Raw genomic sequence first — 13,428 nt, 5'->3', positions numbered from 1 at the left:
ATCCGAAGCGCGGCTGAAAAGGCTTGATGCAAGGCATCCGGGAAGGTCCTATGCAGATACCAGGACAACAAAAAATACCTGCGCCGGTGACGTCGGCAACAAAAGGCAAGGGTTGGCGAGGACCGTTCAATTTACTGCGCTGGTTTTCCCTGGGCAGCTTTTTCATCATCGCCGTCGTGGCGCTGGGGTTGGGCTATGTGTCCACGCGCTTCGTCGTCGATGAGAGCATCGAGCGCGATTCCATGCTGACTGCGCAGTTCATTCAGGCCATTGGTGATGCGGAAATTCGTCATGCCGGCATCAACCTGAAAAGAACCATGGGCGAAATGCTCGATCCGCGCGATGACAATGCCTATCCCGACGTCGATCCGGCGGCCCGTGCCGCTGCCCGCATAGAGTTTCTCGATCATGTCGAACACCTGCCGGACACGCTGTTGGCGGTGGTGTACGCCCTGGATCGCTCCGTGGTCTGGTCGACCAATCCACAAATGATTGGCATGCGCGTCGAAGGTGATGAGGAACTGGACGAATCCTTTGAAATGAAGGAACCCGTGTCCACCAGCTACCACGAAATCGATGAGGAGCGCCCCGAGCAGAGGCTGCTGCGTGAGCCTGAACACCTGTTCATCGAGAACTACATCCCGATGTTCAATGCCGACAAGAGCAAAGTGATCGCCATGGTGGAGATCTACAAGGAACCCGTGGACCTGGTGGAACGCATCCAGCGCGGCTTCAGGTCGATCTGGCTGGCAACCCTGCTCGGCGGCCTGGCCATCTACCTCGGACTGTTCTGGATTGTGCGGCATGCGGCAATGCTGCTGCAGAGCCAGCAGAAACAACTGATCAGCAACGAGACCTTCGTCGCGCTGGGGGAAATGTCCTCGGCGGTGGCCCACAGCTTGCGCAATCCGTTGGCCAACATTCGTTCCAGTGCCGAACTGGCTCAGGAAATCGCCAGCCAGAACGCGCAGAAGAATATCGGCGACATCATCAGTCAGGTCGACCGTATGTCGCGCTGGGTTCGGGAGTTGCTGGTGTCATTGCGACCCATGAACGACGACTACGAAACGGTAGACCTGGTGCTGGTCATCGACGACACGTTGAGTGCGTTTGACGCGCTGATTAAACGCTCCAGCATCGACGTGCGTTTCACTCCTCAGAGTTGTCCACCGGTCGTCAGCCAACAGGTGTTGCTCACGCAAATTCTAAATAGCCTGTTTGCCAATGCCCTGGAAGCCATGCCCAAGGGCGGCGTGCTGAGTATCGATATCGAAACGCCGCAGCCCGGACTCGTGCGCATGACCCTGAGCGATACCGGCAAGGGCATGACCAAACAGCAGCAGCAAATGGTCTTCAAGCCATTTTTCACCACCAAACAAGGAGGGTTGGGCGTGGGCCTGGCCCTGGTCAAAAGAATAATGGAGCGTTTCGAAGGCTCGGTCGAATTGACCAGCCAAGAGCAGGAAGGAACCCGCGTCTGTCTCAATTTTAAAGTGGCAACGGGAGGGGACTATGGAGCACAGCATTCTGCTGGTCGAGGATGACGAACTCCTCGCCGAGAATATTCAGACCTACCTGGAGCGCAAGGACTTCGAGGTGACGGTCTGCCACTCGGCTGAGGATGCACTGGAGCAATTGGGCACTTTCGTCCCGGACGTGGTGCTGACCGATAACTCGCTGCCGGGCATGAGCGGTCACGACCTGATCCAGAAGCTGCGCATCAGCGCGCCGGATCTGAAAGTGATCATGATGACCGGCTATGGCAACATCGAAGACGCCGTGGTGGCGATGAAAGAGGGCGCTTTCCATTACGTCACCAAACCGGTGGCGCTGCCGGAGCTCAAGCTGCTGCTGGACAAGGCCCTGGCCACCGACCGAATGGAACGCACACTGTCGTTCTATCAGGAGCGCGAAGCGCAGAAGTCAGGGGTGCAGGCATTGATCGGCGAATCGGCACCGATGCAGTACCTGAAAAGCACCATTGGCCAGTTAATCGACGCCGAGCGGCGTATGGCCAATACCGATCTGCCACCGGTGTTGGTGGAAGGTGAGACCGGCACCGGCAAGGAACTGGTGGCCCGTGCGTTGCACTTCGACGGCCCGCGCAGCAAAGGTCCGTTCATTGAATTCAACTGTGCCTCGATTCCTTCCAACCTGGTGGAGTCGGAACTGTTCGGCCACGAGAAGGGCGCCTTCACCGACGCCAAGGACCGCCGCGTCGGGCTGGTGGAAGCGGCCGATGGCGGGACGCTGTTTCTCGATGAAGTCGGCGAGATGGACTTGTTGCTGCAAGCCAAACTGCTGAAGCTGCTGGAGGACCGAACGATCCGCCGGGTCGGCTCGGTGAAGGAGCGCAAGGTCGATTTGCGGGTGATCAGCGCCACCAACTGCAACCTTGAACAAATGGTCCAGCAGGGCAAGTTCCGCCGCGACCTGTTCTTCCGTTTACGGATCATCTCGATCAAGGTGCCGCGCCTGTATGCCCGTGGCGCAGACATCCTGCTGCTGGCTCGACACTTCCTGGCGATCCACGGCAAACGCTATGGCAAACCGAACCTGCATTTCAGCGATCAGGCCGAGGAATTGCTGCTCAGCTACAGCTGGCCGGGCAACGTGCGCGAGTTGCGCAACATGCTTGAGCAAACGGTGCTGCTGGCCCAGAGCGACACCATCGCCGCCCATCAATTGAACGTGTGCCTGAGCCTGGTGGATGAGCCGCTGGTGTTCCAGCAAGAGCCGCAACACTACGAGCCGCGTCCGGTCTACAACGGCAACGAGTCCATGAACCTGCCGGAAGTGGAGCGCGACATGGTGCGCAAGATGCTCGACAAGACCGACTGGAACGTCACCAAGTCCGCACGACTGCTGGGCCTGAGCCGCGACATGCTGCGCTACCGGATCGAGAAGCTCGGCCTCGCGCGCCCGGACAAACGCCAGTGGTAGGCCTTATTGCATCACTGGCCCCTGACGGCTGAGGCACGCGAGCAGGCACGTAGGGTCGAGGACTTCTTCGTTCACGTAGACACCGCGTTGCTGATCGTAGGAGCGGATGAACACTCGAACCGTGGCATCCGCTACCGTCGGCAATCTTGAGTCGTAGAACTCATGCTGGCTCGAAATGGGGGTGAAGTCCTGAGGCGCTGTCGGGATGTACGACCCTGGCGGCACCGTGTTCAGTGACGGTGGCACGGGGTGAGCGAAGGGTTGGTCGGCTCCGTAATAGTTGAACTCACTGCTGTAATCGCTAGTGGGTGTCAGGCTGTCGTCTGCGTGAGCGCCAGCTGTGGTGATCAGGCAGAGGGCGAACAGTAGTCTCAGATCGTTTTTTTTCATGGCAGCACCTGCGAAATCGGCTTTTCCCGCATTTCCCCAAGGCCATTAACTATAGCTGCCGTACGAGCGCGCGTTCGCGATGCCCGGATTACAAGATTTGAACAAAGACTCAATGGGGTTTTTCAGAACCCTGATCTAGACTCGTGCCGGTCAATCAAGACCCCAGTCTGGAGCGCGCAATGGAAATGCCGACAAAAGAAAAAGCCATCGCCAGCAACCGCGATGCCTGGAATGACTCCGCCCGACACCACAAAGATACCCCCGAATGGCAGGCCCGTTTGACGGCGGTTGGTTGTAGGGATTTTTGCTGCATGGACGACACCCTCCGAGGTTTGCTGGCACAAGTCGGTGTCGACGGCAAGGACGTGGTGCAACTGGGCTGCAACAACGGCCGCGAAAGCCTTTCGTTGTTTGCGCTGGGTGCACGCAGTGTCGTAGGCGTCGATCAGTCCGAGGCTTTCCTTGATCAGGCGCGGGAACTGGCGTCACGCTCGCCCCATGCGCCTGAGTTCATCGAGGCAGACATCCATCACCTGCCGCTTGAGCTTCACAGCCGTTTCGACGTGGCGTTGATCACCATCGGCGTATTGAACTGGATGCCGGACATCGGCGAATTCTTGCGCCATGTCGCACAAACCCTCAAGCCCGGTGGCAGCCTGGTGGTGTACGAAACCCATCCCTTCCTGGAAATGTTCGACCCCGAGTCAGCCGATCCGTATCGGCCGGACAGCTCGTACTGCGTGGTTTTATGGGCAGACAGAACATGTCTAAATGTATCATTTGGCTTGGACATCAGTAATTACGGGCCCTGCGCCTCGTCTGTTTTGATCAATTGACACTGAGATATTGACAACTGGAAGAAATCTAGCTGATTAGGCTAGCGTCTTTTTGTTGCCCGTAAACCAAGCTGGAGGGCAGACAAGAGACCCACTGTCGATTGAATCGCGTCGACATCGTACTTGCCCATCACCCCGAGTTGGCGAAGTCACGGCCGTATTTGGATTTCTCCCGGTTCAAGGAGAAACCGGGCACTACCGGAAAACGATCCGGCCATTCGAAAAACGGGTCAGCCGCCGCGAATTAGGTACCGCCGTGTGGAATACGGGTGTAGTGGCATTAATAGAAATACTGCGCGGCCAGCGTCAGGTTTCCCCCTTACCGCGACTGCTGGACGCAACAATCGAGGACATGGCCGTATATAGGTTTTTATTGAGTGGTATTGCGTATTTATGTGTGAGCTTATACGCAGTCTTGGTGATGTTGTGGGGGGGAGCCTGAGTCTGTACCTATCCCCAACAGTAATACCAACCGTGATCGTCAAGGCCGCACCGTCACTGTGCCGGCGTTAAAACGGCTGTGCCCGGTGCATGTGTACGAAGAGTGATTGAGCCTCAGTCAATTGCATCAGGGGACGGTGCTATGTGGCATCGACCGCAGGGGGCATCTCTCCACAGAGGCGCTCCACCCGTACAGCGTGGCGCGGGTGTTGCGCCGGGCATTAACGCGCGGCGGTTTCGCGACTTGGGCCAGTCGCAACCAATGGAGCCCTAAAGCCTTGATGGAGTATGTCGGTTGGCCTGACGTACACACCGTTCGGCGACTGGCAGCGCGACATTCTCAAGTAGTCGAAATGACTGCGCGAGCGACTATTTCGTACCGAGATACAGGCCATGTTATTACAACTGTAATGGACAACTATTGATCAAGCATGCGGTCGAAATCTCAGGTTTGAGAAACCAAGATTCTCAAACCTCAGCACGTTTTTTTTCCCGCAGGCCTTGATGGACGGTACGCCGAGGAGGAGAGGGGCTTGATTCTCGAAAAGCCAGGGTCGATCCCGGCGATAGACTCAATGGGCCGTCTTGGTTTAGGTGTAGGCTGTAGGCGATTTACCAGGCAGAAAACTGCGTCGGACGCCAGCGAGCTCAGAGCGGCTGGACCGTGCACGGTGTGTGCGAGGAGGACACCATGACAATGCCGAACGAGCGCACGCGCGCACTCATCCAGACGCGAGACTTTCTGGTCGAGCTTGCAGAAGATTCCGCGCTTTCAGCGTCCATGCGACGTCAGGCCCGCCAGCTGTTACGGCATTATCCCCATGCAAACGAGATCCTGCGGGCCGGGCAGCTCGAAGAGCGAAGGGTCGACCGACTGACCGAGCCCTTCCTGAGCTCCAGCATCGATTGACCGCCGTGGCCACTCATCCTTGGCTAAAAGCCATTGATCCTGCGCCAAGGATAGGTAGAGGGGAAAGGGCTCCCTCGCCTTATCGACGCTAGGGCGTTATGGAATTCCACTGGCGCTCAATGGCGCTTCCGCTTAGACCGGCGTTAGCTCATATTCCATTGGATGGGCAATCATTGGGAGGACGTTTGATGGGCACTTCACCTGCGACTCGACGTCCGGCAAAAAAGCAAGCGGTGTCCCGAGAGGAGGGCATCGCTGCCTTTTGGCGATTCAGTTCCGATCGAGAGCCGCTGACGGAATCGGAGCGGCTGCAGCAAATAAAAGTAGGGTTTCCCACTGACCTAATCCAGGTTGTTCGCTTGGCCTTTGACCTTCAAGACCGCCACCTGGCAACGCTGCTCAATGTATCAACGTCGGCGCTTGAACGACGGCGGCGCGAGCACAAGCACCTGGATCCTGTGGCCTCCGAGCGTTTGGACCGAATTGCTGTGGTCAGTCACTTGGCCGAGGAGATCTTAGAGACACCAGTGACTGCCGCACATTGGATGTCGACACCGAATAAAGCGCTCGGAGGGACTGCACCGATCATGCTCTGCGAAACTGAGATAGGGGCCAAACAAGTTCGCCGTGTCCTTCAGGCCCTTGAGTGGGGCGTTTCAGCCTGATGAGGGTATGGCGAGGTGCACGCTGTTAGGGAAAGGAATCTTTCCCCTAACCGCATAAAACAGCCGCAAGGACAAAAATTGTTTACTTAAACCTAAAGCTCTACGCACAGCGTAAGCAGCGCGCCAAGTACGAAATGCAGCCACCGAGAGCCCTCGATCGTATCGGAATTTACCAGCATTCCCCCAGTAAAGTCTGGCAGAGCACTGCTCTAAGCTGCTGCTCGGAAAGTGAGCAGAAGCAGTTGAACACCTGGGTCAGTTTTCAGTCGGCAGAACAGCCTCTACTGGGTCAGTTTTCGGTCAGCGGCAACACTCAAGCCAGCATCGACATCAACCCTCCCTGACGATCCAGCTTGGCCAGGTCATCGAAGCCGCCAATATGCATGTCGCCGATGAAAATCTGCGGCACGCTGCGTCGGCCGCTGCGGTTGGGCATTTCCTCAAGCTTGTCGGGTTCGCGCTGAATGTTGATCTCCTGCATTGTCACGCCTTTGCTGGCCAGCAGTGATTTGGCGCTGCGGCAGTAAGGGCAGGTGTCGGTGGTGTAAAGGGTCACAGTGTTCATGCTCGTATTCTCCGCAGCGGGTGGGTATTAGGCGTTGATGGCCGGGAAGTCGATATCGGTCAGGGCGACGTTGTTCAAGTAGTTGGTCAGAGTTTGCGAGGCCACGTGGGCAATCACTTCGATGATCTTCGCGTCATCGATACCGGCGGCGCGGGCCGCGGCGATCTGCTCGCCGCTCAAGTGACCACGGCTTTCGGTGATCTGCCGGGCGAGCAGGGCATAGGCGTCGAGCTGGCCGACCCGGGCGCTGCGGATCTCTTGGCCGGAGAGCCCGGCCTTGCTGGCAAACAGCGTGTGTGCCGCCAAGCAGTAATCGCAGCCGTTGACCTGTGAGGTTGCGAGGAAGATCGCTTCCTTCTGCGTGGCGCTCAGGGATGTCTTGCCCAGGGCCGCCGAGTTTTGCAGGTACGAAGCCAGCACGGCGGGGGCGTGGGCCAGTACCCGGAAAACGTTAGGCAGGAAACCTATTTTCTTCTGCACGCCTTCCAGCAATGGGCGGGTGGCGTCGGTGGCGTGTTCGAGGCTGACAGGGATGATGCGGGTCATGGTGATGCTCCGTGGTTGAGCGCGACAGGCGCTGGGTACGGAGTTCATCCTATGGATTCGAGCTGGTTAATTGGATGCAAATCGTCGACGATATACGACAGATCGTCCAGAACTGCTCCCGGGAGTTTCCCTATGGATCGCCTATCCACCTTGCTCACCCATTTCGGCGTCAACGCTGGTACCTTTCACAGCGGCACGTTTTGCGGCACTACGGCCTTCGACGGCAGCCAGGCCTGCGGTCATGTGCACTTGCTGCAAGCCGGCGAAGTCGTGCTGAAACTGGCCGATCAGCCAGAGCAGCGCCTCAGCGGGCCGACGCTGATCTTTTTCCCCAGGCCGTACCGCCATCGCCTGAGCGCCTCGCAAGCCTCCGCCACTCAACTGGTATGTGCATCCCTGAGTTTCGATGGCGGCTCGGGCAACGCCCTGGCAGCAGCGCTGCCGGAATTTCTGGTGCTCAAGCTCGATGAAATCCCGACCCTGGCCAGCACCCTGCAATGGTTGTTCGACGAAGCCTTCCAGGGCACTTGTGGTCGTGAAGCGGTGATGGACCGGCTGTTCGAACTGGTAGTGATTCTGTTGCTACGGCACATCCTCAGCACACGCAATCAGCAACCGGGCATGATGGCCGGCCTCGCCGATCCGCGCCTGGCACGGCCCTTGAGCCTGATGCACGAAGCCCCCGGCAAGCCCTGGAGCGTGGCCGAACTGTCGACACTGGCCAACATGTCGCGGGCCAGCTTCGCCGAACACTTCAAACGCGTGGTCGGCCAGGCGCCAGTGGATTATCTGGTGAGCTGGCGAATCAGCCTGGCGCAGAAACGCCTGCGCGAAGGCAAACCGATCGCCCTGATCGCCGAAGAAGTCGGCTACGAAAGCCCGTCGGCACTGGCCCGGGCGTTCCGCCGCAAGACCGGAGTCAGCCCGCGAGAGTGGAGGGGGTGAGATGTGATGATCCAGTGCAAAAGTGTAGGCGAACCTGCCACGCCTGAAGACGGGCGGCGGATTCTGGTGGATCGTCAGTGGCCGTCAGATTGTCCCAGGGATTCGTTGGCGTTGGATGCCTGGTTGCCCCGACGTTGCGCCGTCAGCTGATGTGCACCAGGCGTTAGCGCAAAGCGCACTGGAGGCAACACCCATAGCTGCCGGTCAGCAAAGGCTGAAATTGGCCCAGAGTGTGTAAAAACACCTTCGCGAACCCTTGCTATGATTTCTGAGGATTTCATCGCAGGGATCGCCCATGAAGCGCTTTATCCAAGGTGAACATCGAGGCCAAGGCACCTTACTTCCCGAAAGCCTCGACGACTACGTCAGCGATACCAATCCGGTGCGCGTAGTCGACGTCTTTGTCGACGAACTCGACCTGGTCACTCTGGGTTTTGAAGGTGCCATTCCAGCCGATACTGGCCGGCCTGCTTACCACCCCGCGATCTTGCTAAAGATCTACATCTACGGCTATCTCAACCGCATCCAGTCGAGCCGACGTTTGGAGCGAGAAGCCCAGCGAAACGTCGAACTGATGTGGTTGACCGGGCGTTTGATGCCGGACTTCAAGACCATCGCCAACTTCCGAAAAGACAACAGCAAGGCCATCCGAGGCGTCTGTCGCCAGTTCGTTGTGCTGTGTCAGCAGTTGGGATTGTTTGGAGAACATCTGGTCGCCATCGATGGCAGTAAATTCAAAGCAGTCAACAACCGCGACCGCAATTTCACCAGCGCCAAACTGAAGCGGCGAATGGAAGAAATTGAATCGAGTATCAGTCGTTACCTGACGGCACTCGATGCTGCCGATCGGCAAGAACCAACAGTTTCCGAGCCCAGCGCCGTGCGGCTGGAAGAGAAAATCGCCAAACTCAAAACTCAAATGAAGGAGCTTCAAGCGATCGAAATCCAGCTCAATGAATCGCCGGATAAACAGGTCTCACTGACCGATCCAGACGCCCGCTCCATGATGACGCGCGGCACGGGAATCGTCGGCTACAACGTGCAGACAGCGGTCGATACGCAGCACCATTTGATCGTTGCGCATGAGGTGACCAACGTCGGTTCCGACCGCGATCAACTCAGCTCAATGGCCAAGCAGGCCCGCGAGGCGATGGCGTCAGATACGTTGTCGGTGGTGGCTGATCGAGGTTACTTCAAAAGCGAACAAATCCTGGCCTGTCACGATGCAGGCATCACCGCCTATGTGCCCAAGCCGATGACCTCTGGAGCCAAGGCTGACGGGCGTTTCAATAACGATGCCTTCGTCTATGACGCGGCAAAAAACGAATATATTTGCCCGGCTGGAGAGGCGCTGATCTGGCACTATTCCTACGTTGAAAAAGGCCTGAAGCTGCATCGTTACTGGAGTTCGAAATGCCGGGGCTGCGCGTTGAAATTGCATTGCACACCGAGCACGGAACGACGAGTTCGACGCTGGGAGCATGAAAGACGTATTGGAGGAGATGCAGCTTCGGCTGAGCAAAGCACCAGAGATGATGCGAGTCCGAAAACGGACTGTTGAGCATCCCTTCGGGACGCTCAAACAATGGATGGGTGCAACCTTCCTGACGCGAAAGCTGGCCGGGGTGAGCGCGGAGATGAGTTTAAATGTGCTCGCCTACAACTTGAAACGGGTCATGAAAATCATCGGTACCCATCACTTGATGAAGGCGCTAACGGCCTAAAAGCCGGCCTGTTTTTACGTCTCCCGATGATCTGGCGCGTTGCTGGGGCGGTTTAGCTCATCAGGAAGGGACATCGTGACTTGATCAGGCTACGAAGCCGGACAGCCGCTCAGCTTTGAAGATCGAAGCGGGATCTAGCGTTTTTACACACTCTGCGCCGGTCAGCAAAGGCTGAAATTGGCCGGTTTCTGCCCGTCGCGAAGGGCGGCAACCGGCCGTTTTCTGCCGGTGGCGACCGGTTGAATCCACAACCCATTGCAGACATTCAGAAATGTCTACAAAAGCGGTAAATCCCCTGAGTGGGTAGGCAATGCCGCCTTCATTCACTGACGTTTCATTTAAAAAACCGTCCACTCCCGGTCCTGATAACTGCCGATGGTCGATTCCATTTGCCGTGCCAGTGCCTGCAAATGAGGCAGCACGTTATTGGTGAGGTCCACGGGGGTACGCCGTGAACGGTTGGAGGCGAAGCTGTTCGCAGCCACCACTTTTCCGCTGCGTTCGCGTAGCGGCACGGCGACAGAAATGGTCCCGGGTTCCATCTCGTCTATGGCCAATGCGTAATTGACGTTGCGTATGTGGTCGTCTTATTGATTTTTAATGAGATTAAATATTTATGGCGTGATTTTTCACAATGAATAATCAGGTTAACCGAATCGACCGACAGGTCGCGTTCGGAAAACCAAATGGTGTTCAGGGCCGCTAACGCCAGACCGGCAACAGACCCAAGGAAAACAGTACATGTGAAACCGCACTGATCACGCCGAAAAACAGCACCAGGGCAATCATGGGCTGGCCGCCCCACACGCGATACCGCGGGCTGCCAAAGCGTTTGCGTGATGCGCTGGCCAGCAATGCCGGGGTAATCACGGCCCAGAGGGTCGCCGCCAGACCGGCGAAACCGATTGCATGGATAAACCCTTCGGGCCACAACAGCCCGCAGAGCATGGGCGGCAGGAAGGTGGTACCTGCGGTTTTCAGGCGACCTCGCGGGCTGTCGTCAAACCCCAGCACGTCGGCCAGATAATCGAACAGCCCCAGGGTCACGCCCAGAAAGGAGCAGGCGACGGCGAAGTTGGAAAAAAGGCTGAGGAATACGTCGATTTTCGCGCTGTTGAGCATGGCCCCCAACGCGCTGATCAGTACGTCGATATTACCGCCACGCTGAGCGATGTCCTTGAACCCGTCCCGGGGAATGTTCCCCATGCTGCACACCATCCAGACGACATAGAGACCCAGCGCGATGAGGGTGCCGCTGACCAGGCAGGCCCGGATACGCTGCGGATCTTTGCCGAAGTGTTTCATCAGGCTGGGCACGTTGCCGTGAAAGCCGAAGGACGTCAGGCAGAAGGGCAGGGTCATCAGCAGGTAAGGGAGGTAGTGGCTGTCCGTGGCGTTGCGATTGAGCAGCGTCGCCGGTTGCACATGATCGAGCAACCCGCCGAAGGTCAGGAAAAACGCGATGATCTTTGCACCGAAAATCACCGTGGTCACCCGGCTCACCGCTGCCGTGCTCAGCCACACGATGACCGATACCGTCAGGGTGAAATACAGGCCCCCGGCCCGCGCCGACAGATTCACGCCCAATGACTGGGCGCTGTGATGAATCACTGAACCACTGGCCGAGATGTAGGCGTAGGTCAGCGTGTACAGGACAAAGACGATGCTCAAGCCGTTCAACACATTCCAGCGATGACCCAACAGGTCTTTGGTGATCGTTGAAAAACTGGCACCCGGACGATAGTTGAGGTTGGCCTCAAGAATCATCAACCCGGAATGCAAGGTGCAGAACCAGGCAAACAATAGGACCGCGACGGAGCCATAAAACCACAGGCCGGACATGACGACCGGCAGCGAAAACATGCCGGCGCCGACAATGGTGCCACCGATCATCATGGCGCCGCCGAGCACCGAGGGCGACCGTTCGAGTGCAACGGGGGGAGCGGAAGAGGACGTAGAAGTGCTGCGCATGGCAAGGCCTGCATTTGAATTATTAGAGAACTGTTCTTTCAGTGGGCGAAGAGGTCGGCGTCAGAAAGGATCGGCACCATTCAGCGTTGCCGGTGATGGCGCCGACAGCGCGTTAGCGCATGGCCAGCAAGCGTGACAACTGACGGGTTCTCTCCAGCAACAGGCTGTCCTGCCCGGGCAACGCGTCGAACGAAAGGCCGACCGGTAGCGAGTGTTTTTCCGCTACCGGAACGGTGACGCTGGGCGCCGCTAGGTTGCTCGCCGGGTCGGTGTTGCGCACGAACGTCTCGAAGTTGCTTTCTGCCTCGCACTCCGTGAGCAACGGTGCTGTGCAGCTGACGGTGGGGTACGCAATGACATCCAGTTGATGAGCATTGAACAGACGACTGTATTCACGACCAAGCTGCAGTTTGCTCATCAAGGCCTGTACATAGTCCGTGTAGGAAATCGCCGGGCTTTCGAGTTGTGCCGTCAGTATTTTCTTGATGCCCGGGTCCTGGATCTGCGCCAGGATGCTCAGGAATTGGTCGCCCCAGCCTTCTTTCATCAGGAAGCGCGGGAAGTCGATGAAAAACTCATAAATCGGCAATGGGAACTGAATGCTCTCATTGATTTCCCCGATCAACAGGTCATCGACCGGAACCAGCTGCACTCCCCGATCTGCCAGTACTTCGATCGCCGCGAAGCAATCGTGTCGGACTTTTTCGTCGAGGTTGGTCCAGAAGAATTTTTCCGGTATGCCTACCCGTAGCGGTCTGTTGTCGTCCAGCGCAGCGGGGAGGGCCCCGGTCAAGTGACGGTGGATGAACTGACAGTCTTGCAGTGTGCGGGTCAGTAGCCCCGGCGTGTCCTTGGTCTGGGAAACGGGCACGATGCCGTCGACCGGGTAGCAACCCGTGGTGGGGCGAAACCCGACGATCCCGCAGAACGCAGCGGGGATGCGCACCGAACCGCCGGTGTCGGTGCCCACGGCGCAGGGCACCAGGCCGGCGGCGACGGCTGCCGCGCAACCGCCGCTGCTGCCGCCGGCGCTGTAGCGTTCGTCGACCGGGTTGACCACGGCGCCGTGGGTTCGGTTGGCTGACGTCACCCCGAACGAAAGTTCATGCATGTTGTTTTTACCAACGGCCCTCGCCCCCAGCGCCTTGAAGCGCTCGACAATCCCGGCATTGGACAACGGGTAATAAGCGGCCAGCCCCGGCGTTCCTGCGGTGGTCGGCATGCCGCTGACATTGATGTTGTCCTTGAAGGAAACGGGAATGCCATACAGGCCCGCCTCCCGATCCGCGCCGGGGGCGCCCTCGAACGCCGCAGGATCGAACGTGATGAAGCTGTTCAGGTGTTGATGATCAAACTGTTTGTCGCGCAGGGATTGGTGCCAGGTGTCCAGGCAGTGACTGCCACTGCGAAATCCGCTGACGAGTTCTTCAATTGAATGCTGGCTGTACATAAAACGGGTCTCGGCTATGGGGATGGAGGCTTGCGATGAAGG

Annotated in this window: 13 protein-coding genes and 2 pseudogenes; 8 read left to right on the top strand and 7 right to left on the bottom strand. The window is 57.9% G+C overall.

Annotated features, from left to right (window positions below; genetic code table 11):
• Positions 1-50: 50 nt before the first annotated feature.
• Positions 51-1,544: a sensor histidine kinase gene (locus ACA056_RS18075; protein ID WP_497266626.1), complete on the top strand. Its 1,494-nt coding sequence runs from the start codon at positions 51-53 to the stop codon at positions 1,542-1,544.
• Complete coding sequence (locus tag ACA056_RS18070; RefSeq protein WP_497266624.1) at positions 1,513-2,943, top strand: sigma-54-dependent transcriptional regulator; 1,431 nt, start codon at positions 1,513-1,515, stop codon at positions 2,941-2,943. Before ACA056_RS18075 ends, ACA056_RS18070 begins: the two co-directional genes overlap by 32 nt.
• Positions 2,944-2,946: 3 nt before the next feature.
• Here ACA056_RS18070 and ACA056_RS18065 read toward each other — a convergent pair whose 3' ends face one another.
• Positions 2,947-3,333, bottom strand: a complete 387-nt coding sequence (locus ACA056_RS18065; RefSeq protein WP_497266622.1) for a hypothetical protein — start codon at positions 3,331-3,333, stop codon at positions 2,947-2,949.
• A 179-nt stretch (positions 3,334-3,512) separates the two neighbouring features.
• On the opposite strand from ACA056_RS18065, the pseudogene ACA056_RS18060 reads away from it, so the two are divergent.
• The 3 genes and pseudogenes from ACA056_RS18060 to ACA056_RS18050 form a co-directional block, all read left to right on the top strand.
• Positions 3,513-4,070 (top strand): annotated as a pseudogene (locus ACA056_RS18060) (class I SAM-dependent methyltransferase); the annotation flags it as partial.
• A gap of 1,231 nt (positions 4,071-5,301) precedes the next feature.
• Positions 5,302-5,520 (top strand): BPSL0761 family protein, encoded by a 219-nt coding sequence (locus ACA056_RS18055; RefSeq protein WP_223434498.1) that lies wholly within the window; start codon positions 5,302-5,304, stop codon positions 5,518-5,520.
• Between the two features lie 188 nt (positions 5,521-5,708).
• On the top strand, positions 5,709-6,185 hold the full coding sequence (locus ACA056_RS18050; RefSeq protein WP_497266620.1) for an Xre family toxin-antitoxin system antitoxin: 477 nt from the start codon (positions 5,709-5,711) through the stop codon (positions 6,183-6,185).
• 313 nt (positions 6,186-6,498) lie between these two features.
• On the opposite strand, the gene grxC is transcribed toward ACA056_RS18050, so the two are convergent.
• Together grxC and ACA056_RS18040 are read right to left on the bottom strand one after the other, a co-directional pair.
• Positions 6,499-6,750, bottom strand: a complete 252-nt coding sequence (gene grxC / locus ACA056_RS18045; protein ID WP_497266618.1) for a glutaredoxin 3 — start codon at positions 6,748-6,750, stop codon at positions 6,499-6,501.
• A gap of 27 nt (positions 6,751-6,777) precedes the next feature.
• Positions 6,778-7,296, bottom strand: coding sequence for a carboxymuconolactone decarboxylase family protein (locus ACA056_RS18040; RefSeq protein ID WP_497266616.1), 519 nt, complete (start codon positions 7,294-7,296; stop codon positions 6,778-6,780).
• A 132-nt stretch (positions 7,297-7,428) separates the two neighbouring features.
• Here ACA056_RS18040 and ACA056_RS18035 point away from each other — a divergent pair, with 132 nt between their 5' ends.
• From ACA056_RS18035 to ACA056_RS18025, 3 genes and pseudogenes are all read left to right on the top strand, one after another.
• On the top strand, positions 7,429-8,241 hold the full coding sequence (locus ACA056_RS18035) for a cupin domain-containing protein (protein WP_497266614.1): 813 nt from the start codon (positions 7,429-7,431) through the stop codon (positions 8,239-8,241).
• 6 nt (positions 8,242-8,247) lie between these two features.
• The gene (locus ACA056_RS18030) at positions 8,248-8,391 is read left to right on the top strand and encodes a DUF488 family protein, N3 subclade (protein ID WP_330219776.1); all 144 of its coding nucleotides are present in this window, start codon (positions 8,248-8,250) and stop codon (positions 8,389-8,391) included.
• Positions 8,392-8,536: 145 nt separating this feature from the next.
• A pseudogene (locus ACA056_RS18025) lies at positions 8,537-9,965 on the top strand (IS1182 family transposase).
• Between the two features lie 84 nt (positions 9,966-10,049).
• On the opposite strand, the gene ACA056_RS18020 reads toward ACA056_RS18025, so the two are convergent.
• From ACA056_RS18020 to ACA056_RS18005, 4 genes are all read right to left on the bottom strand, one after another.
• On the bottom strand, positions 10,050-10,319 hold the full coding sequence (locus tag ACA056_RS18020) for a hypothetical protein (protein ID WP_497266612.1): 270 nt from the start codon (positions 10,317-10,319) through the stop codon (positions 10,050-10,052).
• Entirely contained in the window at positions 10,304-10,543 is a 240-nt protein-coding gene (locus ACA056_RS18015) for an IclR family transcriptional regulator domain-containing protein (RefSeq protein ID WP_497273566.1), read from the bottom strand. The genes ACA056_RS18020 and ACA056_RS18015 overlap by 16 nt, the downstream gene beginning before the upstream one ends.
• A 124-nt stretch (positions 10,544-10,667) precedes the next feature.
• Positions 10,668-11,936: a tryptophan permease gene (gene mtr, locus ACA056_RS18010; RefSeq protein ID WP_497266610.1), complete on the bottom strand. Its 1,269-nt coding sequence runs from the start codon at positions 11,934-11,936 to the stop codon at positions 10,668-10,670.
• Between the two features lie 112 nt (positions 11,937-12,048).
• A complete protein-coding gene (locus ACA056_RS18005) occupies positions 12,049-13,386 on the bottom strand; it encodes an amidase family protein (protein WP_497266608.1) in 1,338 nt (445 codons plus the stop codon).
• Positions 13,387-13,428 lie beyond the last annotated feature (42 nt).

Source organism: Pseudomonas sp. LBUM1666 (assembly GCF_059695775.1).
This window is presented reverse-complemented; position numbering and strand designations above follow the sequence as displayed.

Excerpts from the sequence above, each read along its gene's own strand:
- ACA056_RS18075 (WP_497266626.1), top strand. The coding sequence starts at position 51 with ATGCAGATACCAGGACAACAAAAAATACCTGCGCCGGTGACGTCGGCA.
- ACA056_RS18070 (WP_497266624.1), top strand. The coding sequence starts at position 1,513 with ATGGAGCACAGCATTCTGCTGGTCGAGGATGACGAACTCCTCGCCGAG.
- ACA056_RS18065 (WP_497266622.1), bottom strand. The coding sequence starts at position 3,333 with ATGAAAAAAAACGATCTGAGACTACTGTTCGCCCTCTGCCTGATCACC.
- ACA056_RS18055 (WP_223434498.1), top strand. The coding sequence starts at position 5,302 with ATGACAATGCCGAACGAGCGCACGCGCGCACTCATCCAGACGCGAGAC.
- ACA056_RS18050 (WP_497266620.1), top strand. The coding sequence starts at position 5,709 with ATGGGCACTTCACCTGCGACTCGACGTCCGGCAAAAAAGCAAGCGGTG.
- grxC (WP_497266618.1), bottom strand. The coding sequence starts at position 6,750 with ATGAACACTGTGACCCTTTACACCACCGACACCTGCCCTTACTGCCGC.
- ACA056_RS18040 (WP_497266616.1), bottom strand. The coding sequence starts at position 7,296 with ATGACCCGCATCATCCCTGTCAGCCTCGAACACGCCACCGACGCCACC.
- ACA056_RS18035 (WP_497266614.1), top strand. The coding sequence starts at position 7,429 with ATGGATCGCCTATCCACCTTGCTCACCCATTTCGGCGTCAACGCTGGT.
- ACA056_RS18030 (WP_330219776.1), top strand. The coding sequence starts at position 8,248 with ATGATCCAGTGCAAAAGTGTAGGCGAACCTGCCACGCCTGAAGACGGG.
- mtr (WP_497266610.1), bottom strand. The coding sequence starts at position 11,936 with ATGCGCAGCACTTCTACGTCCTCTTCCGCTCCCCCCGTTGCACTCGAA.
- ACA056_RS18005 (WP_497266608.1), bottom strand. The coding sequence starts at position 13,386 with ATGTACAGCCAGCATTCAATTGAAGAACTCGTCAGCGGATTTCGCAGT.